22 protein-coding genes, 1 tRNA gene and 1 pseudogene are annotated in these 19,157 nt (G+C 64.3%); 13 read left to right on the top strand and 11 right to left on the bottom strand.

Features of this window, described 5'->3' with window-relative positions; translation table 11 throughout:
- Positions 1-19: 19 nt before the first annotated feature.
- The 4 genes from QOU61_RS16615 to QOU61_RS16630 all read left to right on the top strand — a co-directional run bounded on the left by QOU61_RS16615 (position 20) and on the right by QOU61_RS16630 (position 3,995).
- Positions 20-742, top strand: a complete 723-nt coding sequence (locus QOU61_RS16615; RefSeq protein WP_289661558.1) for a M15 family metallopeptidase — start codon at positions 20-22, stop codon at positions 740-742.
- Positions 743-759: 17 nt separating this feature from the next.
- On the top strand, positions 760-2,403 hold the full coding sequence (locus tag QOU61_RS16620) for an acyl-CoA dehydrogenase family protein (RefSeq protein WP_289660496.1): 1,644 nt from the start codon (positions 760-762) through the stop codon (positions 2,401-2,403).
- 1 nt (position 2,404) lies between these two features.
- Positions 2,405-3,172 carry a CPBP family intramembrane glutamic endopeptidase gene (locus QOU61_RS16625; RefSeq protein WP_289660498.1) on the top strand — a complete coding sequence of 256 codons (768 nt, stop codon included), beginning with the start codon at positions 2,405-2,407 and terminating at the stop codon, positions 3,170-3,172.
- Between the two features lie 130 nt (positions 3,173-3,302).
- The gene (locus QOU61_RS16630) at positions 3,303-3,995 is read left to right on the top strand and encodes a CPBP family intramembrane glutamic endopeptidase (RefSeq protein ID WP_289660501.1); all 693 of its coding nucleotides are present in this window, start codon (positions 3,303-3,305) and stop codon (positions 3,993-3,995) included.
- On the opposite strand, the gene QOU61_RS16635 is transcribed toward QOU61_RS16630, so the two are convergent.
- The 4 genes from QOU61_RS16635 to QOU61_RS16650 form a co-directional block, all read right to left on the bottom strand.
- On the bottom strand, positions 3,973-4,917 hold the full coding sequence (locus tag QOU61_RS16635; protein WP_289660504.1) for an AEC family transporter: 945 nt from the start codon (positions 4,915-4,917) through the stop codon (positions 3,973-3,975). The two genes, QOU61_RS16630 and QOU61_RS16635, sit on opposite strands and share 23 nt — an antisense overlap.
- A 3-nt stretch (positions 4,918-4,920) precedes the next feature.
- Positions 4,921-5,403, bottom strand: a complete 483-nt coding sequence (ruvX, locus tag QOU61_RS16640) for a Holliday junction resolvase RuvX (RefSeq protein ID WP_289660507.1) — start codon at positions 5,401-5,403, stop codon at positions 4,921-4,923.
- A gap of 86 nt (positions 5,404-5,489) precedes the next feature.
- A complete protein-coding gene (locus tag QOU61_RS16645) occupies positions 5,490-6,425 on the bottom strand; it encodes a cyclase family protein (RefSeq protein WP_289660510.1) in 936 nt (311 codons plus the stop codon).
- Between the two features lie 109 nt (positions 6,426-6,534).
- Positions 6,535-7,425, bottom strand: a complete 891-nt coding sequence (locus tag QOU61_RS16650; protein WP_289660512.1) for a LysR family transcriptional regulator — start codon at positions 7,423-7,425, stop codon at positions 6,535-6,537.
- A gap of 101 nt (positions 7,426-7,526) precedes the next feature.
- Here QOU61_RS16650 and QOU61_RS16655 point away from each other — a divergent pair, with 101 nt between their 5' ends.
- From QOU61_RS16655 to QOU61_RS16685, 7 genes are all read left to right on the top strand, one after another.
- Positions 7,527-8,516: an NAD(P)H-dependent flavin oxidoreductase gene (locus QOU61_RS16655; protein ID WP_289660514.1), complete on the top strand. Its 990-nt coding sequence runs from the start codon at positions 7,527-7,529 to the stop codon at positions 8,514-8,516.
- A gap of 195 nt (positions 8,517-8,711) precedes the next feature.
- Entirely contained in the window at positions 8,712-8,999 is a 288-nt protein-coding gene (gene gatC / locus QOU61_RS16660) for an Asp-tRNA(Asn)/Glu-tRNA(Gln) amidotransferase subunit GatC (RefSeq protein ID WP_289660517.1), read from the top strand.
- A 14-nt stretch (positions 9,000-9,013) separates the two neighbouring features.
- Complete coding sequence (locus QOU61_RS16665) at positions 9,014-9,238, top strand: hypothetical protein (protein ID WP_289660521.1); 225 nt, start codon at positions 9,014-9,016, stop codon at positions 9,236-9,238.
- Between the two features lie 157 nt (positions 9,239-9,395).
- Positions 9,396-10,871: an Asp-tRNA(Asn)/Glu-tRNA(Gln) amidotransferase subunit GatA gene (gene gatA / locus QOU61_RS16670; RefSeq protein WP_289660524.1), complete on the top strand. Its 1,476-nt coding sequence runs from the start codon at positions 9,396-9,398 to the stop codon at positions 10,869-10,871.
- Positions 10,872-10,873: 2 nt separating this feature from the next.
- Positions 10,874-11,167 (top strand): hypothetical protein, encoded by a 294-nt coding sequence (locus QOU61_RS16675; protein WP_289660526.1) that lies wholly within the window; start codon positions 10,874-10,876, stop codon positions 11,165-11,167.
- Complete coding sequence (gatB, locus tag QOU61_RS16680) at positions 11,164-12,642, top strand: Asp-tRNA(Asn)/Glu-tRNA(Gln) amidotransferase subunit GatB (RefSeq protein WP_289660528.1); 1,479 nt, start codon at positions 11,164-11,166, stop codon at positions 12,640-12,642. The genes QOU61_RS16675 and gatB overlap by 4 nt, the downstream gene beginning before the upstream one ends.
- 1,362 nt (positions 12,643-14,004) lie before the next feature.
- A complete protein-coding gene (locus QOU61_RS16685) occupies positions 14,005-14,271 on the top strand; it encodes a hypothetical protein (RefSeq protein ID WP_289660530.1) in 267 nt (88 codons plus the stop codon).
- Between the two features lie 174 nt (positions 14,272-14,445).
- Here QOU61_RS16685 and QOU61_RS16690 read toward each other — a convergent pair whose 3' ends face one another.
- From QOU61_RS16690 to QOU61_RS16700, 3 genes are all read right to left on the bottom strand, one after another.
- Entirely contained in the window at positions 14,446-15,096 is a 651-nt protein-coding gene (locus QOU61_RS16690) for a hypothetical protein (protein WP_289660532.1), read from the bottom strand.
- A gap of 201 nt (positions 15,097-15,297) precedes the next feature.
- A complete protein-coding gene (locus QOU61_RS16695) occupies positions 15,298-15,420 on the bottom strand; it encodes a hypothetical protein (protein WP_289660534.1) in 123 nt (40 codons plus the stop codon).
- 2 nt (positions 15,421-15,422) lie between these two features.
- Positions 15,423-15,641, bottom strand: coding sequence for a hypothetical protein (locus tag QOU61_RS16700; RefSeq protein ID WP_289660536.1), 219 nt, complete (start codon positions 15,639-15,641; stop codon positions 15,423-15,425).
- 260 nt (positions 15,642-15,901) lie between these two features.
- Between QOU61_RS16700 and QOU61_RS16705 the strand changes: the two genes are divergently transcribed.
- Entirely contained in the window at positions 15,902-16,201 is a 300-nt protein-coding gene (locus QOU61_RS16705) for a hypothetical protein (protein WP_289660539.1), read from the top strand.
- A 93-nt stretch (positions 16,202-16,294) separates the two neighbouring features.
- Here QOU61_RS16705 and QOU61_RS16710 read toward each other — a convergent pair whose 3' ends face one another.
- The 4 genes and pseudogenes from QOU61_RS16710 to QOU61_RS16725 form a co-directional block, all read right to left on the bottom strand.
- Positions 16,295-16,549, bottom strand: coding sequence for a hypothetical protein (locus QOU61_RS16710; RefSeq protein ID WP_289660542.1), 255 nt, complete (start codon positions 16,547-16,549; stop codon positions 16,295-16,297).
- Between the two features lie 11 nt (positions 16,550-16,560).
- On the bottom strand, positions 16,561-16,884 hold the full coding sequence (locus QOU61_RS16715) for a hypothetical protein (protein WP_289660544.1): 324 nt from the start codon (positions 16,882-16,884) through the stop codon (positions 16,561-16,563).
- Positions 16,885-16,963: 79 nt separating this feature from the next.
- A pseudogene (locus QOU61_RS16720) lies at positions 16,964-17,411 on the bottom strand (Hsp20 family protein).
- 657 nt (positions 17,412-18,068) lie between these two features.
- A tRNA-Ser gene (locus QOU61_RS16725) sits at positions 18,069-18,162 on the bottom strand.
- A 272-nt stretch (positions 18,163-18,434) separates the two neighbouring features.
- On the opposite strand from QOU61_RS16725, the gene QOU61_RS16730 reads away from it, so the two are divergent.
- Entirely contained in the window at positions 18,435-19,148 is a 714-nt protein-coding gene (locus QOU61_RS16730) for a hypothetical protein (RefSeq protein WP_289660546.1), read from the top strand.
- Positions 19,149-19,157: the final 9 nt, after the last annotated feature.

Consider the following 19,157-nt stretch of genomic DNA (forward strand, 5'->3'; position numbering starts at 1 on the left):
CTGGCTTGCGATCCTTGCCATGATCCTGCTGACGGGTCGCCCCGCGTGCGCGCAAGCGCTGCCCGGCGGGTTCGTCTATCTGCGCGACATCGATGCCTCCATCATCCAGGACATCCGCTATGCCGGCGCCAACAATTTCGTAGGGAAGCGGCTCTCGGGCTACGCCGCGGCCGAATGCGTGGTGAAGCGCGAGGTGGGGTTGAGGCTGAAGGCGGTCCAGCAGGAGCTGTCGCGGCAGAACCTGTCGCTGAAGATGTTTGATTGCTACCGCCCGACCCGCGCCGTCGCCGACATGGTGGCGTGGTCGCAGAACGGCCGCGAGACGCCGGCCGACCGGCGCTTCAGCCCGCGCCTGTCGAAGACCGACCTGTTCCGGCTCGGCTATGTCGCGACACATTCGCAACATTCGACCGGCGCTGCCCTTGACCTGACGCTCGTCGACCTCCGGGCTGACAATTCGGCCGCCTTCGATCCGGCAAAAGCCTATGCCGACTGCACGGCGCCCGCCGAAGCCCGCGCGCCCGAGGGCAGCATCGACATGGGCACCGGCTATGATTGCTCCGATGCAAAGGCGCATACGGCGTCAGGCGCGATCACGCCGGAGCAGCGGCGCTGGCGCAAGCTGCTGGTGGCTGCGATGGCGCAGCAAGGCTTTGTGAACTATTCGAAGGAATGGTGGCACTTTTCGCTGCCAGGGGCGCACTGGGCGGCCTATGATTTCCCGATCGCGCGCCACCCTTGATTCCCGAGAGACCGGCCATGAGCAAGCCTGCCTTCGCGACCCACGAGGTCTTCAACCAGTCGCCGCCCTTCGAGGACGTCGATCTGTTTGCGCTCGACCGGCCGCTGGTGGAAGCGGTTGCGGCCAATGGCGGGGCCGCGGCGGAAAAGGAGCTTTCCGATTTCGGCAAGCATTGGGGCTCGGCCGCGATGGCGGCGCGCGGCCGGACCGCCAACGAGAACACGCCGAAACTCAGGACCTTCGATGCCAAGGGCAACCGGCGCGACGAGGTCGAGTTTCATCCGGCCTATCACGAGCTGATGGCGCACTCGGCGCATGCCGGCATCCACAATTCGACCTGGACCGCGGACGGCAAGCCAGCGGGCGGGGCCGCCGAAGTCATGCGTGCGGCGAAGTTCCATATCGCCTCGCAGGTCGAGACCGGCCATCTCTGCCCGATCACCATGACGCGCGCCTCGGTCGCGGCGCTCGCGATGCAGCCGGATCTTCTCGCGAAGCTGATGCCCGTGATCGGGACGCGGTCCTATGATCCCGCCTTTGCGCCGTGGTGGACCAAGCGCGGCATGACGCTGGGCATGGGCATGACCGAGAAGCAGGGCGGCACCGACGTGCGCGCCAACATCACGCGGGCCGCGCGCGACGGCGACGGCTACCGCATCACCGGGCACAAATGGTTCATGTCGGCACCGATGTGTGATGCGTTCCTGGTGCTGGCGCAGGCCGACGAGGGCCTGACCTGTTTCCTGATGCCGCGCTTCGCGCCTGACGGCTCGATCAACGCGATCCAGTTCCAGCGGTTGAAGGACAAGCTCGGCAACCGCTCGAATGCCTCCTCCGAGGTCGAGTTCATGGGCGCCTATGCGATGCGCGTCGGCGACGAAGGCAAGGGCGTCCGGACCATCATCCAGATGGTGCAGCTCACGCGGCAGGATTGCGCGATCGCCTCCGCCGGCCTGATGCGCTCGGGGCTCGGGCATGCGCTCCATCACGCCAGGCACCGCAGCGTGTTCCAGAAGCATCTCGCCGACCAGCCGCTGATGCAGGCGGTGCTCGCCGACATGGCGCTGCATGTGGAAGCGACGGTGGCGCTGGTGATGCGGCTCTGCCGCTCGTTCGACCGCACACCGGCCGACGCCGCGGAAGCCGCCTATATGCGGCTGCTGACGCCTGCGATCAAATATTGGGTCTGCAAGAGCGCGCCTCCTTTCCTTTATGAGGCGATGGAGTGTCTCGGCGGCAACGGCTATGTCGAGGAGGGCATCTTGGCGCGGCACTACCGCGAGGCGCCGGTCAATGCGATCTGGGAGGGCTCGGGCAACGTGATGTGCCTCGACGTGCTGCGCGCGCTGTCACGCGAGCCGGATGCCGCGGCTGCGGTGCTGCAGGGCCTCGCCGAGGATGCGAAAGGCCTGCCGGGCGTGACCGAGACGGTCGCCTTCATCGCAAAGGCGTTCCGCAGGGGGGATGGCGAACGGGTGGCGCGGCTTGCCGTGGAGCGGCTGGCGCTGCTCGCGGCCGCCGCTGCGCTCAATGGCGTCTTTCCGCATCACGCCGAGCTTTTCGCGGCGACGCGCCTTGCGACTGCTCATCCCAGCATGTATGGCGCAGTCGACCTCGCCAACGACGATATCAGAGGCCTGCTCGCGCGGGCGCTGCCGTAAGATGGATTCGCTCAATCTGGAAAATCCGGTCGTGACACCGGTCCCGGCCGAGAAGCCGAGGGCGTGGGGATTCTGGGGCACCGCGCTGTGGGGCCTCTTCATCTTTGCCGCGATGTTTGCCGGCCAGGCGGCCGTGATCGCCTGGTTCGTGCTGCGCCAGGACGGCCCGGTCGACATCGCGCACACGATCAGCGTCGTAGGGCGCGGCCTCACGATCTCGCTGTCGGTGATCATGGGCTTGCCGACGGTGCTCGCCGCACTGTGGCTCGCCATCCACTTCACGCGCATCTCGTTTGCCGACTATCTCGCGCTGCGCTGGACGTCCTGGCGCAATGTCGTGCTCGGCGTCGTCGGGCTTGCGGTCATCGTGTTCGGCTGGGACCTGCTGTCGCGCGCGACGGGCCGCGAGGTCACGCCGGGCTTCATGGTCGACGTGCTCAAATCGGCGCGCACCGACGGTGCGGTTTGGCTGCTGGTGCTCGCCTTCTGCGTCGCTGCTCCCGTCTCGGAAGAATTGTTCGCGCGCGGCTTTCTCTATCGCGGCTGGTCGGAAACTTTCTTGCGGCCAGCCGGCGCCATCGCGCTGTCGTCGGCGGTATGGACCGTCGTCCACCTGCAATACGACTGGTACTTCTTCGGCGAGATTTTCTCGATCGGGCTCTGGTTCGGCTATATCCGCCACCGGACCAATTCGACCTGGCTCACCATCCTGATGCACGGCCTCAACAATCTTGGCGCGGTGGTCCAGACGATGTGGCTGGCCGGATGATCAGTCCATATGTTAAGTAGAAGGCGGGCCCACCTTCGCTGCGACGTTGTTGCGCAACATCCACCACATGTCAGATCTCCAAAATGCCCACTCGCCGGTCTCGGCACGAGCGCCGAGGACGTGGGACTTTATGGAGACCACGCTCATCAGCCTGCTCGCCTACGGCGCTTTCACTCTGATAGCTGGATTTGTCCTGTTCATCGCGGTGGTCGCGCACGAAGGGGCAAACTCCTTATCTCACAGTCAGCTGCAAACATTGGCGATGCAGGGGCGTTGGCAAGGCATTGCGCTCACTTTGGCAAGTCCGGTCGCCATCGTCGTGCTTTGGGTCGCCATCCGCAGGGCTGGCCGCGGGTTCTCCGAATATCTGGCGCTCAATTGGCCGAGCTCAGGCGAGCTGCTCCGCGCGTTCGCGATCACAGCCATTGTCGTGATGGTTGGCGGATTCCTCCTGTCTTTCGTCGATAGTGCAGGACGCCCTTCGCTTATTCCCATTCTCAGTGTTCAAGGACCGGGTGGTTTGCTGATCCTGTTGATCGGCGGCTGCATAGCGGCGCCGATGATGGAAGAGTTCATCGTCCGCGGTTTCATGTTTCGTGGCTGGTCGCAATCTTTCCTGGGTCCGGTCGGCGCCATTGTGCTGACCTCGGTGGTGTGGGCATTGAATCACACTCAATACGATTGGTTCGATCGTTTCTGGATATTTGTTCTTGGTCTTGCTCTAGGCCACTTTCGATGGCGCACCGGTTCAACCTGGCTGACAGTGATCGTTCATTCGGCCACCAACATCTACCTGTTCTTCACCATGGGGCCGTACCGCTAGAGCCGGCTGCAGCGATCGCGACCGGCATCGTGATCGCCGCCAGAATGGTCTGCAGCGTGATGATCTGCGCAAGCAGCGGCGCGTCGCCCCCCATCTGCCGCGCCAGCACATAGGCCGAAGAGGAAGCCGGCACGGCTGACGCGGCCGCGACGATCACGAGATTGGCGCCGGATAAGCCGAACCACAGGGCGAGGGCGATCGCGAGCATCGGCATGGCGACCAGCTTGAGGAACACGCCGATGGCTGCGCCTGCGCTCGGACGCAGCAATCCCTCCAGATGCAGGCCGGCGCCGGTTACGAGCAGGCCGATCGCAAGCGAGGAGCGACCCAGGGCATCGGCGACCTCGTGCCAGATTTTTGGTAGCGGCACATGCGCGACATTGAGCAGGAGTCCGATCGCACAGGCCCAGATCAGGGGGTTGCGCACGACCGTCAAGACGATGCGGCCGGCCGGCTGCTTCTTGTCGGACGCATAGTGGGCGAGCACCGCGACGCTGAAGACATTGACCAGCGGAATGATCGCAACCATGGCGACGGATGCGAGCGCCAGCCCGACGTCGCCGAACAGATTGCCTGATACGGCGAGCGCGACATAGGTCTGCCAGCGGGTCGCGCCCTGGAAGATTGAGCTGAAGGCCGGCCCGTCAATCCTCAGTCGCGCCAGCAGCGGCTGCAGGGCGAGGCACAACAGCGACATCGCGAGCGCCGACAGGAAAAGCGCGCCGCCGACGCCGGCGACCGGCACCTTCGAAAGGTCCGCTTTCACCAGCGTCTGGATCAGGAGTGCCGGGAACAGCACATAATAGGTCAGCCGCTCCAGCCCATGCCACTGCGCGTCCTCCCGCATCAGGCTGCGCTTGAGCACGGCGCCGAACACGATCAGCAGGAATACCGGCAGCAGCGCCGAGACCACCACAATCATGGTTCAGCGCGATCCCGAAAGCTTCGCCAGCCGGTCGAGCGCGCCCTGCAGGATGAAGATCGCCGCATGCTCGTCGATCACCTCGGCGCGCTTGGCGCGGCTGACATCCATGCCGATCAGTTCGCGCTCGACCGCGGCGGTCGAGAGCCGCTCGTCCCACAGCGCGATCGGAAGGTCGGTGAGGCCGGCGAGGTTGCGGGCAAAGGCGCGGGTCGACTGCGCCCGCGGTCCTTCGCTGCCGTCCATGTTGATCGGTAGGCCCAGCACGAAGCCGACTGCCTTGCGCTCGCCGGCGATGGCGAGCAGCCGCGCCGCATCCGCCTTGAAGGCCTTGCGCCTGACGGTCTCGACGCCGGTGGCGAGCCGCCGGTCCGGATCGGAGACGGCGACGCCGATGGTCTTGGTGCCGAGATCGAGACCGACAAGCGCGCCGCGTTCAGGCCAGTGGGCGGCGGCATCGACCAGGGGAAGGATGGGGGCGGGCATCGCCCCGCATAACACGCGAGCTACGCCGCAGGCAAAGCGCTTCACCTCTCCCAATGGGAGAGGTGCAGCTGCGTTCGTTGATGCCTTTAGCGGATCGCGACCGGGTTGACGATGCCCTGCACCGCGCCGGTGATCTTGGGCACGCCGAGCACGAACAGGAATTCATAGGCCTTGTCGGCGGCAAGCTGCCCGGTGTTCATGTTTTCGAGGATGTAGGTGCCGGACATCGGCAGGAAGATCTGGTGCACCTCGAACACGTTCTTGGATTCGAACGGGATCACCTCGACCGCCCAGGTGTCGGCGCCGACGGCGACCACGCCCTTGCTGACCAGATATTTCGCGCCTTCGACGCCGACGCCGGGCTCGCCGGCATTGTAGCGCTTGTCGTCCTTGCCGATCAGGCCGACCCAGCCGGTGTGGAAGATCACGACGTCGCCCTGGCGGATCTCGACGCCCTGCTTTTTGGCGGCCTCCTCGATCTCCTTGGTGTTGAAGGCGGTGCCTTCCTTGACGACGTCGGTGTTGTAGTAGGCGGCCATGTCGAGCAGGACCCCGCGGGTGACGATCGGCGGGATTTTTTCGACGCCGAGCTTCTTCAGGCCGTCGGCGGCGGCGAAGTCGGTCGACTTGTTGCCGTTGTAATAGGTCCAGTCGACGCCGATATGGCCGAGCCCGTCGATCTGGCTGCCGATGCCGACCCAACCCTCGATGATGTCGTCATTGTAGGTGGTCTTGTTCGGCCCCAATCCGTTGCCGCCGGCCTGTCCGGGCTGCAGCACCAGCACCTTGAAGGTGCGCGGCGGGAAGGCGGGTGTTTTCGAATTGGTCTCGATCCCGAGCGCGTAGGTCTTGCCGGTCTTGATCAGGCCAGCCGCCTTCACCACGACCTCGGGCGACATGTTGTTGGCGGCGCCGATCTCGTCGTTCACTCCCCATTTCGACTTGGTCCAGTCCTGGGCGCTGGCCGTGCCGGCCGTAGCCAGCAACGCAAGCGAACAATACAGCACGAATGTGGTGCGCATCGCAGTTTCCTCCCGGAGGTTATCGTTGTTGCGCCCGGATGGTCGCGAGTGCGGGCGCTACCGTAGCGTGTGGCCGCTTTGTTGCAAAAGGATGACGGAAGCAAGCTCCTCAGGCGGCGGCGATGCGCTCGTCTTTCTTCAGGCAGGACAGGAAGCCGCCGAGCGCGCTGTATTGATGCGCGCTGCGCCGGTGGATGAACAGCGTGTCGACGCGCGACCAGGCCCGGTCAAGCGTATGGATATGGACGTTCTCGCGCTGCTCGCTGCGCTCGACCACGGCGCGCGGCAGCAGCGTGACGCCCATCCCGGCGGCGACGCAGCCGATCATGCCGTCGAGTGTGCCGAGCTCAAACCGGGTTGCCGACGGCCAGCCGAGCTCCGAGAGCACCTGCTCAAGCCTCTGCCGATAGGTGCAGCCGGTGCGGAAGACCAGAGCGGTCGGCCCGGACTCGGGCGTGCCGGCGCGAAGGCTTGCGAGGCTCGGCCAGCGCCGCGCGCTGACCAGCACCAGCTCTTCGCGGAATGCGATCGTGGCGGCGATCTCGCCATGCTCGATCGGACCTGCAACGAACGCGCCGTCGAAGGTCCCGTCGAGCACGCCGGCGACGAGATCGGCCGTGGTGGCCGTGCGCAGCGTCAGGCTCACCTGCGGAAACCTCCGATGGAATTCGGCGAGCAGCGACGGCAGCCGCACCGCGGCCGTCGTCTCCATCGAGCCGATCGAAAGCGGTCCCTTCGGCTCGCCATCGTCGCGCGCCGCCAGCATGGCCTCGCGCGACAGCGCCGCCATCCGCTGCGCGTAAGGCAGCAGGCGCCGGCCGGCGCCCGTCAACGTCATGCCGCGGCTGTGCCGCTCGAACAGCGCGGCGCCGATTTCCGCTTCGAGCGCCTTCACCCGCTGGGTGACGTTGGATTGCACGGTGTGGAGCTCCTCGGCGGCGCGCGTGATGCCGCCGGTGCGGGCGACCGCCAGGAAGGTGGTCAGGTCGGTCAATTCCATCGCGGTCACCGTTTCCAAAACAAGATCGGAACATTCTCCAGTATTCATTTTCAGAGAAAGGTAGTTGGCGCTAACGTGTCTGTCCAGAGCGGGAGGAGAGCATGCCGATCAGTACGCCACTCACAGCGCTTCTGGGTATCCACCATCCGATCCTGTCGGCGCCGATGCACCGGATTGCGGGGGCCCGGCTGGTCACGGCAGTGAGCAAGGCGGGTGGCTTCGGCATTTTGGGCGGCGGCTATGGCGAGCGGGCGTGGCTGGAGCAGGAAACCTCTACGCTCAAGCAATCTGCATCGCCCTTCGGCATCGGCTTCATCACCTGGAGCCTCGCAAAACAACCGGAGCTGCTGGACATCGCGCTCCATGCAAAGCCGCGGGCGATCATGCTGTCGTTCGGCGACCCCGCGCCCTTCGCGCCCCGCATCAAAGCCGCAGGCAGCCTTCTGATCTGCCAGGTTCAATCCGAGGACATGGCCAGCCAGGCGCTCGATGCCGGCGCCGACATCCTGGTCGCGCAAGGCACCGAGGCCGGCGGGCATGGCGCGTCGCGCACGACACTCGATATCGCGCCGGCCATTGTCGATCTCGCGGCAGGCCGCGTGCCGGTGGTTGCCGCGGGCGGCATTGCCGACGGACGCGGCCTGGTTGCCATGATGATGCTTGGCGCCGCCGGCGCGCTGATCGGGACGCGCTTCTATGCCAGCGTTGAATGCGACGCGCCCGACAAAGCCAAGCAACGGATTTGTGCCGCGACCGGCGGGGACACGGCGCGCGGCGTCCTGTTCGACTGGTCGCGCAGGATTTTCTGGCCGGCGCCGTTCACGCTGCGTGCCCTGGTCAATGATCATGCCCGGCGCTGGAGCGGCCGCGAGGCCGAGTTGATCCAGAACATGGATGCCGTCGTGGCCGACTATGCGTCGGCCCAGGCTGCGGGCAATTTCGACATCGCGGGCGTGTTCGCAGGCACCGCTGCCGGTCTGATCCATGACGTCCCGCCCGCATCGGAGATCGTGGAGCGAATCGTGAGCGAGGCCGAGCAGATCGTCCATGGCAGGCGCAATTCCGCCATGCTTGGGCAGGCGGCGTCGTGAGCAGGCCCGCGACGGGGCCGGGGCAGGCGCTGCAGGCACACCCGTCGGCGCGCTGACCCCCTGCGGCTACCCGGGAAACACCATCCATCCCGGTCATTTGGCTGCCCACGGCAGCTGCCCCGCGGTTGCGGCGCAAAAGCGGGCTCTGCTATACGGCGGGATAGACCTGCCGCCAGCGATTGAGGCCCCTATATAATGTCTGTAGACGCCGCCACCGTCCGCCGCATCGCGCATCTGGCCCGGATTGCGGTCAGCGACGAGGAAGTTCCGCATCTGCAGGGCGAGCTCAACGCCATGCTGGCGTTCGTCGAGCAGTTGTCCGAGGTGAATGTCGAGGGGGTCGAGCCGATGACCTCGGTGACCCCGATGGAAATGAAGAAGCGAGCGGACGTCGTCACCGACGGCGACATCGCGGACGATATCGTGAAGAATGCGCCGGCCACCGAAAATCACTTCTTCCTGGTGCCGAAGGTCGTCGAGTAACAAGGCAGGAAACCATGTGTCTGCTGTGCGACGATGAAAAGGCCTATCAGGCCTATATGAATTATCTCGACGCCATGGCGCGGCAGGGCAACGCTGCCGATCCGCAACAGGCGATCGATGCCGTGCTCGACCAGCTCGAGGCCGAGGCCAAGGATAAGGCCAAGGCGCGCGCCAAGGACGACCCGGCCAACGACAAGACGCTCTCTCCGTTCTTCTGCAGCCCGGTGCCGCCCAAGTGAAGTTCCTGCACTGCAAGCGGCAAATTCCGTTCAGGAACTTCACTTGGATAAGCGGCTCCGGAATTATAGGTTTGCTAGTGCCCATGACTTTCCGAAGTTCGTGAAAGTGGGTGCTGCGACGGGAGACGAACTTCGGAAAGTGGGCACTAGTCAATAAATGACCGATTTGACATCGCTGACGATCGCCGAGGCCAGGTCTGGCCTGGCGAGCAAATCCTTCACGGCGCTTGAGCTCGCCGACGCGCACCTCGCCGCGATGGAAGCCGCGCGCGCGCTCAACGCCTATGTGCGGGAGACGCCCGACCAGGCCCGCGAGATGGCGCGGCAAGCGGACGCTCGCCTTCAGAAGGGCGACGGCGGCCCGCTCGCCGGCATTCCCTTGGGGATCAAGGACCTGTTCGCGACCAAGGGCGTGCGCACCACGGCCTGCTCGAAGATCCTCGGCAATTTCGTGCCGACCTATGAGTCCACCATCACGTCCCAGCTCTGGCGCGATGGCGCGGTGCTGCTCGGCAAGCTCAACAATGATGAGTTCGCGATGGGCTCGTCGAACGAGACTTCCTGCTTCGGCCCGGTGACCAATCCGTGGCGGCGTGACGGCTCGAACACGACGCTGGTGCCGGGCGGCTCCTCGGGCGGATCGGCTTCCGCCGTGGCCGCGATGCTCTGCATGGGCGCAACCGCAACGGATACCGGCGGTTCGATCCGCCAGCCCGCGGCCTTCACCGCAACCGTCGGCATGAAGCCGACCTATGGCCGCTGCTCGCGCTGGGGCATCGTGGCGTTTGCCTCCTCGCTCGACCAGGCCGGGCCGATCGGCCGCACCGTGCGCGACACCGCGATGTTGATGCGCTCGATGGCCGGCCACGATCCGAAGGACACCACCTCGGTCGATCGTCCGGTGCCGGATTACGAGGCCGCGATCGGCAGGTCGATAAAGGGCATGCGGATCGGCATCCCCAGGGAATATCGGCTCGACGGCATGCCGGCCGAGATCGAGAAACTGTGGAGGGAGGGCGCCGCCTGGCTCAAATCGGCCGGCGCGGAGCTCGTCGAGGTGTCGCTGCCGCACACCAAATACGCGCTGCCCGCCTATTACATCGTGGCGCCGGCGGAGGCCTCGTCGAACCTGGCGCGCTATGACGGCGTACGCTACGGCTTGCGCGTGCCCGGCCGCGGCATCAAGGAGATGTATGAGGCGACCCGCGCCGAAGGTTTTGGCGCCGAGGTGAAGCGGCGGGTGATGATCGGCACCTATGTGCTGTCGGCCGGCTATTACGACGCCTATTATCTGCGAGCGCAGAAGGTTCGTACCCTCATCAAGAAGGACTTTGAGGACTGCTTCGCCAAGGGCGTGCAGGCGATCCTCACCCCGGCGACGCCCTCGGCCGCCTTCGGGATCGGCGAGAAGGGCGGCGCCGACCCGGTCGAGATGTATCTCAACGACATCTTCACCGTGACGGTGAACATGGCGGGCCTTCCCGGCATCGCGATCCCCGCCGGCAAGGATGCGCAGGGCCTGCCGCTCGGGCTGCAACTGATCGGCCGTCCCTTCGACGAGGAGACGCTGTTCTCCCTCGGTGAAGTGATCGAGCGGGCGGCAGGACGGTTCACGCCGCCAAAGTGGTGGTGAGCATGGCGGATTTCCGCGCCAGTCTCTCGGATGCGGCGCCGGCAAGCGACCTCGCGCCGCCGCTCGCCGCGCTGTGGTGGGCTCACAAGGGCGATTGGGATCAGGCGCACAAGATCGTCATGAACCAGGCGACGCGCGAGGCGGCCTGGGTGCACGCCTATCTGCACCGCGTCGAGGGCGATCTTTCCAACGCCGGCTACTGGTATCGGCAGGCGGGGAAGCCGGCGGCAAAGGATTCACTGGAAGCAGAATGGGAGCGGATCGTGTCCGATCTGCTCGGAGATCAGAAGTCATGACGGCAACAGGCGGCAAGCTGGTCAAGGGCGCAACCGGCGACTGGGAAGTCGTGATCGGCATGGAAGTCCACGCCCAGGTCACCTCCAACTCAAAGCTGTTTTCGGGCGCGTCCACCGCGTTCGGCGGCGAGCCCAACTCCCACGTGTCGCTGGTTGACGCCGCGATGCCGGGCATGCTGCCCGTGATCAACGAGGAATGCATCCGGCAGGCGGTGCGGACCGGGCTTGGCCTCAACGCCCAGATCAACCTGCGCTCGGTGTTCGACCGCAAGAACTATTTCTATCCCGACCTGCCGCAAGGCTACCAGATCAGCCAGTACAAGTCGCCGATCGTGGGCGAGGGCGAGGTCGTCGTCGAACTCGAGGGCGGCAGGACCGCAACCATCGGCATCGAGCGGCTGCATCTCGAGCAGGATGCCGGCAAGTCGCTGCACGACCAGTCGCCGACCATGTCCCTTGTCGACCTCAACCGGTCCGGGGTCGCGCTGATGGAGATCGTATCAAAACCCGATATCCGCGACGCCGAGCAGGCGAAGGCCTATGTGGCGAAGTTGCGCTCGATCCTGCGCTATCTCGGCACCTGTGACGGCGACATGGAGAAGGGAAACCTGCGCGCCGACGTCAACGTGTCGGTGCGCAAGGTCGGCGGCCCGCTCGGCACCCGCTGCGAGATCAAGAACATGAACTCGATCAACTTCATTGGTCAGGCCATCGAGTACGAGGCGCGTCGCCAGGTCGAGATCCTCGAAGACGGCGGGTCGATCGACCAGGAGACGCGCCTGTTCGACCCCAACAAGGGCGAAACCCGCTCGATGCGCTCCAAGGAAGAGGCGCACGACTACCGCTATTTCCCCGATCCGGACTTGCTGCCGCTGGAATTCTCGCAAGGCTTCGTCGATGAGTTGAGGGCGAAGCTTCCCGAGCTGCCGGACCAGAAGCGGGCGCGCTTCATCGCCGATTTCGGCCTGTCGCCCTATGACGCCGGCGTGCTGGTGGCCGAGCGCGAAAGCGCCGACTTCTACGAGACGGTGCTGGGAGGGCTTGCCGACAAGGCGCGGGACGGCAAGCTTGCCGCCAATTGGGTGATCAACGAGCTGTTCGGACGCCTCAACAAGGAAGGCCAGGACATCGCGGGCTCCCCGGTGTCGGCCGAACAGCTTTCGGCGATCGTCGACCTGATCGGAGAGGGCACCATCTCCGGCAAGATCGCCAAGGATCTGTTCGAGATCGTCTGGCAGGAGGGCGGCGACCCTCGCGCGCTGGTCGAAAGCCGCGGCATGAAGCAGGTCACCGACCTCTCGGCGATCGAAAAGGTCGTCGACGACATCATTGCGGCCAATCCCGACAAGGTGGCGCAGGCGAAGGCGAAGCCGCAGATGGTCGGCTGGTTCGTCGGCCAGGTCATGAAGTCGTCCGGCGGCAAAGCCAATCCGCAGGCCGTCAACGACCTGCTCAAGGCCAAGCTCGGCCTCTAGAGCATGTTCGGTTCTGATGGAATCAGAGCCGATGCTCCAGATTCTTGTTTTGACGCGCTTTCTTGACGCGAACCGGCCTCCACTCCGCTCGAAAACGCTCTAGTCGTCTGATTCCAACACCTTACTCGCTCCCGATTGCCTGACCGTCCGCGCGCTTGGCGCGCCGACACGTCCCGCGTTCAACCCCCGCCAGCTGTCCCTTCGTTGATCGGTCGACCGTGCGGCGCGGCGAATCGGATTGCCGCGATTCGGACGGAATCGCCGGTCGAGCGAGCCGCGACGCGGAAACGAACTCGTTAAGCATGAAAATTTTTTCGTTGCCAAAAAAGGCGACTCAGAGTCCGCGCGAGACGCTCTCCGTCAGCGACAGCGACTCGCAATCGCGTGATCGTGTCGCGATGCGTACTGCGCATCGACAACGAAAATGCTTGTGGCGCAGGCTTTTCTTGCAGTCTTGACTTTGTCGATGCCGTAGCGACGCGGGTTTTTCGCTTCCCACTTCGCGCGCGACGCAATGTGGTGTAGTATTGGTCTTGGCGCACCCGCACATCGGTGCGTCAACACTTCCTTAAGCGGGAAGCTGTTTTTTTCGATGTGTTGGTGTATTCGGGATGAAGTGCATCTCGATTCCCGAATGCACGCAGCGATTAAGCCATCTCACAATAGGAGGGCAACATGGCTAAGAAGGCTAAGAAGGCTAAGAAGGCGAAGAGCGCAGTGAAGAAGACTGCGAAGAAGACCCGCAAGGTCGCCAAGAAGAAGAAGTAACTCTCGCTAGCTAAATGCCGGCGTCTTTTGTGCCGGCTCGTCTTCAGACGCGCGCCGCGTGAATTGCCTCTCGCAATCTCGATGCGGCAGCCCTGATCGACGCAAGAGGGTGTCGGCGAGACATCAGGCCAACGGCTGGACCAGCTTCAATTCGAATCCGGTCCGGCAGAAGAAAGAAACAAGCTTTCTTCGTTCGGTGCGGTTCCCTCTCATGAGGCATCCGCAAGCTCACGGGTCGCAAAGGCCTTCAGGTGAGATCTGGTCCTGACGTGTTCGCCGACGCCCTCGTTCCCGTAGCCGGGCGCTGCGCCGGCTCTTGATCCGTCCATAATCCCTGAATGCCGCGAGCGTGCTGGTTTATTGCCAGCATCGGTCGCGGTCTTGTGCTTGCCGCGATCGCCCGCGGGCGCGATCGGCGTGTTTACGGGCCGTTCATCGCAAAGCTTAAGCCAGCCTTCAAACATGATCGGCCATGGTGCTCCCATAACAAGCCGGTCAACGGCAATGGGGATTAGAGGGACGTCGAACGGTGGGCAGGAGCCGCACTCGGCAAAAGGCCGGGCCGGCCAATAACAACAAGGGGAGGGGGCAAAGATGTTTCAGGGCAATATCGATGTGGACGGCGCGACGCCGGTCGAGGCGACGGCGGTCCCGGATATCCTGTTCGAGCGCGGATTGTATTGGGCGAGCGGCCGCTCCGGCGTCGTCAATCTGGTCGCCGCGCACAAATGGTTCAATCTCGCCGCCCTGAAGGGCCGGCGCGACGCGGTCGCGCTGCGCCAGGAGATCGCCGCATTGATGTCCGACATCGAGATCGCGATCGCCCAGCGCGAGGCGCGCGCCTGGATGGCGACGCACTGAGCGCGGGGCTCGCTTGTTGGCGCGCCCGCACCGCCTGCATGAGGTGACGTGGCCGCGGCACGACGCCATCCGTCGCACAGCCTGGTGTTGAGCAGGACGTTGCCGTTTGCGCCGTCGATCAGCCGCGCTGACGGAGCAGTCTTGCGTTTCGCGGCTCCTCGCCGTCGCGGCGGCTCACCCATTCTTGAAGGCCAGCCGAGCGAAGGTGCTCGATCTTAATTGCCCGGACATGCGGCAGTAATGTCCATCCCGGTAATTTCCTTCACAAACCGATGATGCACTTCCCGGGAGGAGGGCGAACCTCAGAGGGGAGATCAAAATGCGGCAATTGCCAAGCTCGCAGTCCAGCTCGGCAACGTGCCGGTCTTCGTTGGGATCGCGAGCTGCGTCCCGAAAGCCGTCGCGCAGGTCATTTGCCCGGGACAAACGCTCCGCTTGTCGTTCCCCAGCCCTCGCCGCCGATCCAGCTCCCACCGATGCCGCAAATGAACGTTCCTTTGCAGCCGAACCTCGCGCCGCGAGGGCAACCAATGGCCGCAGATCGCCGCGGGCGCCGGGCGTGGCGCTCGTTTCCCACGGTTCATCGCTGTGTCCGGCGCTCTGGCGCTCCTTCTGGACGAGGTGCGCGCCGAGCCGGAAGGCTGGGAAGAGGGCTTCGAGCAGGAGCTGAGTGATAGGATTGGTGAGGCCGAGCGGTACGAAGACGAATGTGATCAGGCAATCGAGGCGTCCGAAATTGAAGCGCGAAAGGAGCAAGTGCAGGCTTGCGCCGACGCTCTGTTCGACCTGACGCACCAGATGCCGCGAGCATCCGCCTCGCACCATGGCCGGTGTCTTGATCCACGCAGGCGCGTTGGCTGGCTACGCGGACGTCGAGCGGGACGGCTTCCAGAGGGCGCCAATGCAGGCTGCGGCGCCCCGCCAGCCGGGGCACACGCGCGTTTGGAGCCCGCTGCGAGGGCGCTCGCAACGATCACCGTGAGGCTAGGGACGACGGCGCATTGTCGGCGGCTTGCCCGTTTCCAACTAGAGGCCCGCAAAGTAGCGGGCGGCGAGGGTGGCGGCCGTGAAGCAAACCACGGTGAGAGCCGCGGAAAGCGCAAGCGCCGTCCGCAACTCGCGCGCCTTCTTGCTCAGCCGAATACTCACGATCAGGCCTCCCGCCAGTGGTCGGGCTTCTTCTTATCGTTGAGGTGACGGACGCGCGCGACGTGCGGTCGGTGTCCGTTTTTGCGCGCCCAATCGATCGCTTGATGCTGCATCTCGAATGTTGCAAGCACGTGGTCTGCGTGGTCCTCAACCACGAAGTCGTCGATCGGGCTGCCATCGGGCCGCCCTTTTGGTCGGGCCTCCACATAAACCACTGCCATGGGGCCAATCTCCTCTAATCAAAATTGTGGCTCTGGCGATGCGGGACACATCGCCAGAGCCGGTCTACGCATCGTTGGGGTTGTGGCGGGGAGCCACGCACGAATAAGCCGCTCGCATCATTCTCGTTCCAACCGATGCTAGAAAATATGCTCCGACGCCCTATTGGCCGACTACCGTGCGCATGTCGAGATCGAGGTCGGCAAAACTCAATCTGTGTATTTTGAGTAATTTTGCGTAGTCTCCGCACCGTAGAGGTGCGGTGCAGACCAGCGCGGTTAACGCCGGCTACTTTCTCATCATGGACGTGAACTCCGCGCAAAATTTAAAGTACGATGATGCCGTCGTCCGCTGCCCGCGCTGCGAGGCCGACGCAATAGTCGTGCGCACCATGCTCGATAGCGCGAAGGCCGAGGAGGTTCGGCTCTGCCGTGATCGCCGCGGCCGCACCGGGCTGCCGCCGCGGCCGAAGCACGCAAAGCCCTACGCCGCGCGTGAATGCGACTGTTCTCGTAGAAGCCCGGACAACGATCGTTCGTGCTCTTCGATCCGCCGTCTGTAATGTTCGGCTTCCGCTTCGGACGTCGCACTCGCCAACAGCTGCTGGTAGTGCCCGATGACTTTGTGGTGGCTCTCCACGACGAACGCCTGAAGGTCAAACATGGCTAACACCTTGGTCGATTGGTTGCGCGCGCCGCCCCGCGGGCTGCACCATCGGGAACGTCACCGAGATATTGTTGAGCGCGTCGGTCTCCTCCTCGAGCCGCTTCAGGACGTACCCTCGCTCGATCTCCGATAGCTGGGTCGTTAACAAACGACGATAGCGACTGATATTGTTGCGATGAGTTCGGAGGCGCGCGAGCTTCTCATCAGTCGACAGCTCGCGCGGCGATGGCTTGATCGTAGTCATAAGTCCGCTCTCTACGCCGCGAGCGTCCGGTCGACAGAACACAGTCGCTGTGGTTTACCGCCTGGTGGATGTCGCGGATGATCGTCGAGAGCCCGAAGAGCCTCAAGGATTTCGTCGATCGAAACCGGCGCCTTGAGCCCTTCCGGCGCGCGCAGGGACGGACATGACGCGATCGCCGCCGCGTCAGATGCCCATGACGCCAGGATGGCTCGCTTTTCGCTAGTGGAAAGCGTGGGGTGATCCAGAACATCCTTGGGATGCTCGAAGACCGTGCCCGGGTGAAGAAGCGCCTCGAAGTCAAAGACCTTCGGATCGTGAGCGGTCGTCGGCCGCATGGGTTGCCTCCGTTCTATAGACGATGCTGTCGATGAGGCGCCGCGCGACGTGCGAACAGCGCGCGGCGCCAGCGCGTGGTCAGGCCGCCTTGGCCTCGATCCGAGGCGCAGATCCATCGATCACGATGCGCCGCGGCTTCATGGCCTCCGGCACCTCGCGGACCAATTCAATCTTCAGCAGGCCATTGTCGAAGGCCGCGCTTTTCACTTGGACGTAATCGGCCAAGCTGAATTGGCGCTTGAAGTGCCGCGTCGAAATCCCCCGGTAGAGGTATTCGCGCTCGGTCTTTTCGACCTTGCTGCCCTCGATCGTGAGCACGTTCTGCTCTGCCGTGACGGATATCTCGTCGGGCGCAAAGCCCGCCACCGCCAACGCGATCTGGTAGCGATCGTCGGACAGTCGTTCGATGTTGTAGGGGGGGGTAGTTGTCCTCGCCACCGGCCCTCTGGGCCATCTCGGCCAGGTCGAACAGGCGATCGAACCCGATCGTCGATCGGAAGAGGGGGGAGAAGTCGTATGTGCGCATAGCCAAATCCTCCAAAGAGCAAGATGGATATGAGCGGCACCGGACACGACCGGTGCCCGTCCTCACCCGGACCCGAATGGGGCGCCCGGGACCACCCTAGGGGTGGCGCCGAAAAAACTAGAAAAGGCCCAAATCGGTTTCAAGACCTGGCCAAAAAAATTTCTGCTCAGCAGGCCCGGATCGTCCGAGCACCGCTCCGGACCGTCCAGTTGCCGCGCCCCCTGCCCGACGCCGCGCTCAAGATTGTCATGCGGCGGCGCCGATGATCGCAGGCTCGATGGGATCGACGCTGATGCCAATGGCTGCCGGCCGTGCTCATGACGATCGATCGTCGGTGGTTGGCAATCGTTGGCGGACTTATGCGTATTCTTTTTTCCGTTCTGGCTTGCCGACCTCGCGATCACAGTTGGCAGGAGTGCGTAAGCGCAGGCGCCAATCAATGCGGCTCGAGGTTTGCAGCACGCCGCTGCCATATAGTGAAAGCCGAAGGTCCGGCCCACGATCCTCATGTGGGGTAGACATAACGAGAACGGACCGCGAAACCGACTGTGCCGGGATTCGTGCCGGTGCAACCCGCTCATGGTCCGAGACGGCAGCACAGCCGCCGTGACACCATTTCCAGCGCCGGGATTTACGCAAGTTATTGAAATCATTGGCTGGCGGAGACGGAGGGATTCGAACCCTCGATAGGCCTTTACAAGCCTATAACGGTTTAGCAAACCGCCGCCTTCAGCCACTCGGCCACGTCTCCAGCACGGCCGATATGCCCGACGCGGCGTCGGGCCGCAAGCGGCCAATTTGACCCGCGGTACGCCGACATCGAAAAGCCGTCCCCCCGAGCCGCGACGATGGCAGAACGCGGGCTTTGCCGCGATCGGGCCTCGCCGCGAGCGGGCCGCCCGGAAAAGCCGGGAACCCGCATCGGTATCCGGGGGCGGGCCATTGCAGGTCTGCTTGACGCGTCAGGCGCACATGCCGCAAGTGAACAGGAGGCCCGTAGCCAGGGCAGGAAACGCGCAGCCCATGTCACAACAGCCGCATTCGATGACCCTGATCTTCCGCTGCCCGAAGGAGCTGGAAGGGCTGCTGCCGCCGCCGGTTCCGGCCGCGCAGGGACTGCCGGGCTGGCTGCGGGCGATGCCGCCGAAGGCGTTCAACACGGTGTTGGCGGGGGAGGACAACACGGTCAAGCGCTGTCCGCCCTTCGTCGACGCCATGACGTCAGGTTTCCTGATTCCGCTGATCTGCGATGTCAGGGTCGAGAATGGCGAATTCACCTGGGACAACGAGTTGCCGGCGGGCGGCGCTGTCGACTTCGTGCGTTCGCCGATCGGCTTCCACGATCCCGGCCAGGTCACGGGCACGCCGCTGTTTGATGGCGAGCGCTTCCTGATCAAGTTCCACAATCTGTGGACGATCGAGGCGCCGGAGGGCTACGCGCTATTGTTCACCCATCCGGTCAATCGTTTCGATCTGCCGTTCACCACCTTGACCGGGCTGGTCGATTGCGACCGCTTCCATGATGCCTGGATCCATTTTCCGGCACGCTGGGACGACGCGACTTTCAGTGGCGTGCTGCCGAAGGGCACGCCGGTCGCGCAGTGTTTTCCGATCAAGCGGGACGATTGGGGGGTGCGAACGGCAGCGTTCACGGAGGAGGAGACGCAGCGCGCGCACGATCTCACCAGCGAGATCTTCCGCGAGCCCGGCGTCTACCGCCGACAATTTCGCGCGTAAGGATTTTCT

Origin of the sequence: Bradyrhizobium sp. NP1, assembly GCF_030378205.1 — a bacterium.
Classification (GTDB): Bacteria; Pseudomonadota; Alphaproteobacteria; order Rhizobiales; family Xanthobacteraceae; genus Bradyrhizobium.

Bases quoted from the DNA above. Each gene is read 5' to 3' on its own strand.
- gatB (WP_289660528.1), top strand. From the start codon at position 11,164: ATGACGGCAACAGGCGGCAAGCTGGTCAAGGGCGCAACCGGCGACTGG.
- QOU61_RS16710 (WP_289660542.1), bottom strand. From the start codon at position 16,549: ATGACTACGATCAAGCCATCGCCGCGCGAGCTGTCGACTGATGAGAAG.
- QOU61_RS16690 (WP_289660532.1), bottom strand. From the start codon at position 15,096: ATGGTGCGAGGCGGATGCTCGCGGCATCTGGTGCGTCAGGTCGAACAG.
- QOU61_RS16730 (WP_289660546.1), top strand. From the start codon at position 18,435: ATGTCACAACAGCCGCATTCGATGACCCTGATCTTCCGCTGCCCGAAG.
- QOU61_RS16625 (WP_289660498.1), top strand. From the start codon at position 2,405: ATGGATTCGCTCAATCTGGAAAATCCGGTCGTGACACCGGTCCCGGCC.
- QOU61_RS16675 (WP_289660526.1), top strand. From the start codon at position 10,874: ATGGCGGATTTCCGCGCCAGTCTCTCGGATGCGGCGCCGGCAAGCGAC.
- gatC (WP_289660517.1), top strand. From the start codon at position 8,712: ATGTCTGTAGACGCCGCCACCGTCCGCCGCATCGCGCATCTGGCCCGG.
- QOU61_RS16630 (WP_289660501.1), top strand. From the start codon at position 3,303: ATGGAGACCACGCTCATCAGCCTGCTCGCCTACGGCGCTTTCACTCTG.
- QOU61_RS16615 (WP_289661558.1), top strand. From the start codon at position 20: ATGATCCTGCTGACGGGTCGCCCCGCGTGCGCGCAAGCGCTGCCCGGC.
- QOU61_RS16665 (WP_289660521.1), top strand. From the start codon at position 9,014: ATGTGTCTGCTGTGCGACGATGAAAAGGCCTATCAGGCCTATATGAAT.
- ruvX (WP_289660507.1), bottom strand. From the start codon at position 5,403: ATGCCCGCCCCCATCCTTCCCCTGGTCGATGCCGCCGCCCACTGGCCT.
- QOU61_RS16685 (WP_289660530.1), top strand. From the start codon at position 14,005: ATGTTTCAGGGCAATATCGATGTGGACGGCGCGACGCCGGTCGAGGCG.
- QOU61_RS16715 (WP_289660544.1), bottom strand. From the start codon at position 16,884: ATGCGGCCGACGACCGCTCACGATCCGAAGGTCTTTGACTTCGAGGCG.
- QOU61_RS16645 (WP_289660510.1), bottom strand. From the start codon at position 6,425: ATGCGCACCACATTCGTGCTGTATTGTTCGCTTGCGTTGCTGGCTACG.
- QOU61_RS16635 (WP_289660504.1), bottom strand. From the start codon at position 4,917: ATGATTGTGGTGGTCTCGGCGCTGCTGCCGGTATTCCTGCTGATCGTG.
- QOU61_RS16655 (WP_289660514.1), top strand. From the start codon at position 7,527: ATGCCGATCAGTACGCCACTCACAGCGCTTCTGGGTATCCACCATCCG.
- QOU61_RS16650 (WP_289660512.1), bottom strand. From the start codon at position 7,425: ATGGAATTGACCGACCTGACCACCTTCCTGGCGGTCGCCCGCACCGGC.
- gatA (WP_289660524.1), top strand. From the start codon at position 9,396: ATGACCGATTTGACATCGCTGACGATCGCCGAGGCCAGGTCTGGCCTG.
- QOU61_RS16620 (WP_289660496.1), top strand. From the start codon at position 760: ATGAGCAAGCCTGCCTTCGCGACCCACGAGGTCTTCAACCAGTCGCCG.
- QOU61_RS16700 (WP_289660536.1), bottom strand. From the start codon at position 15,641: ATGGCAGTGGTTTATGTGGAGGCCCGACCAAAAGGGCGGCCCGATGGC.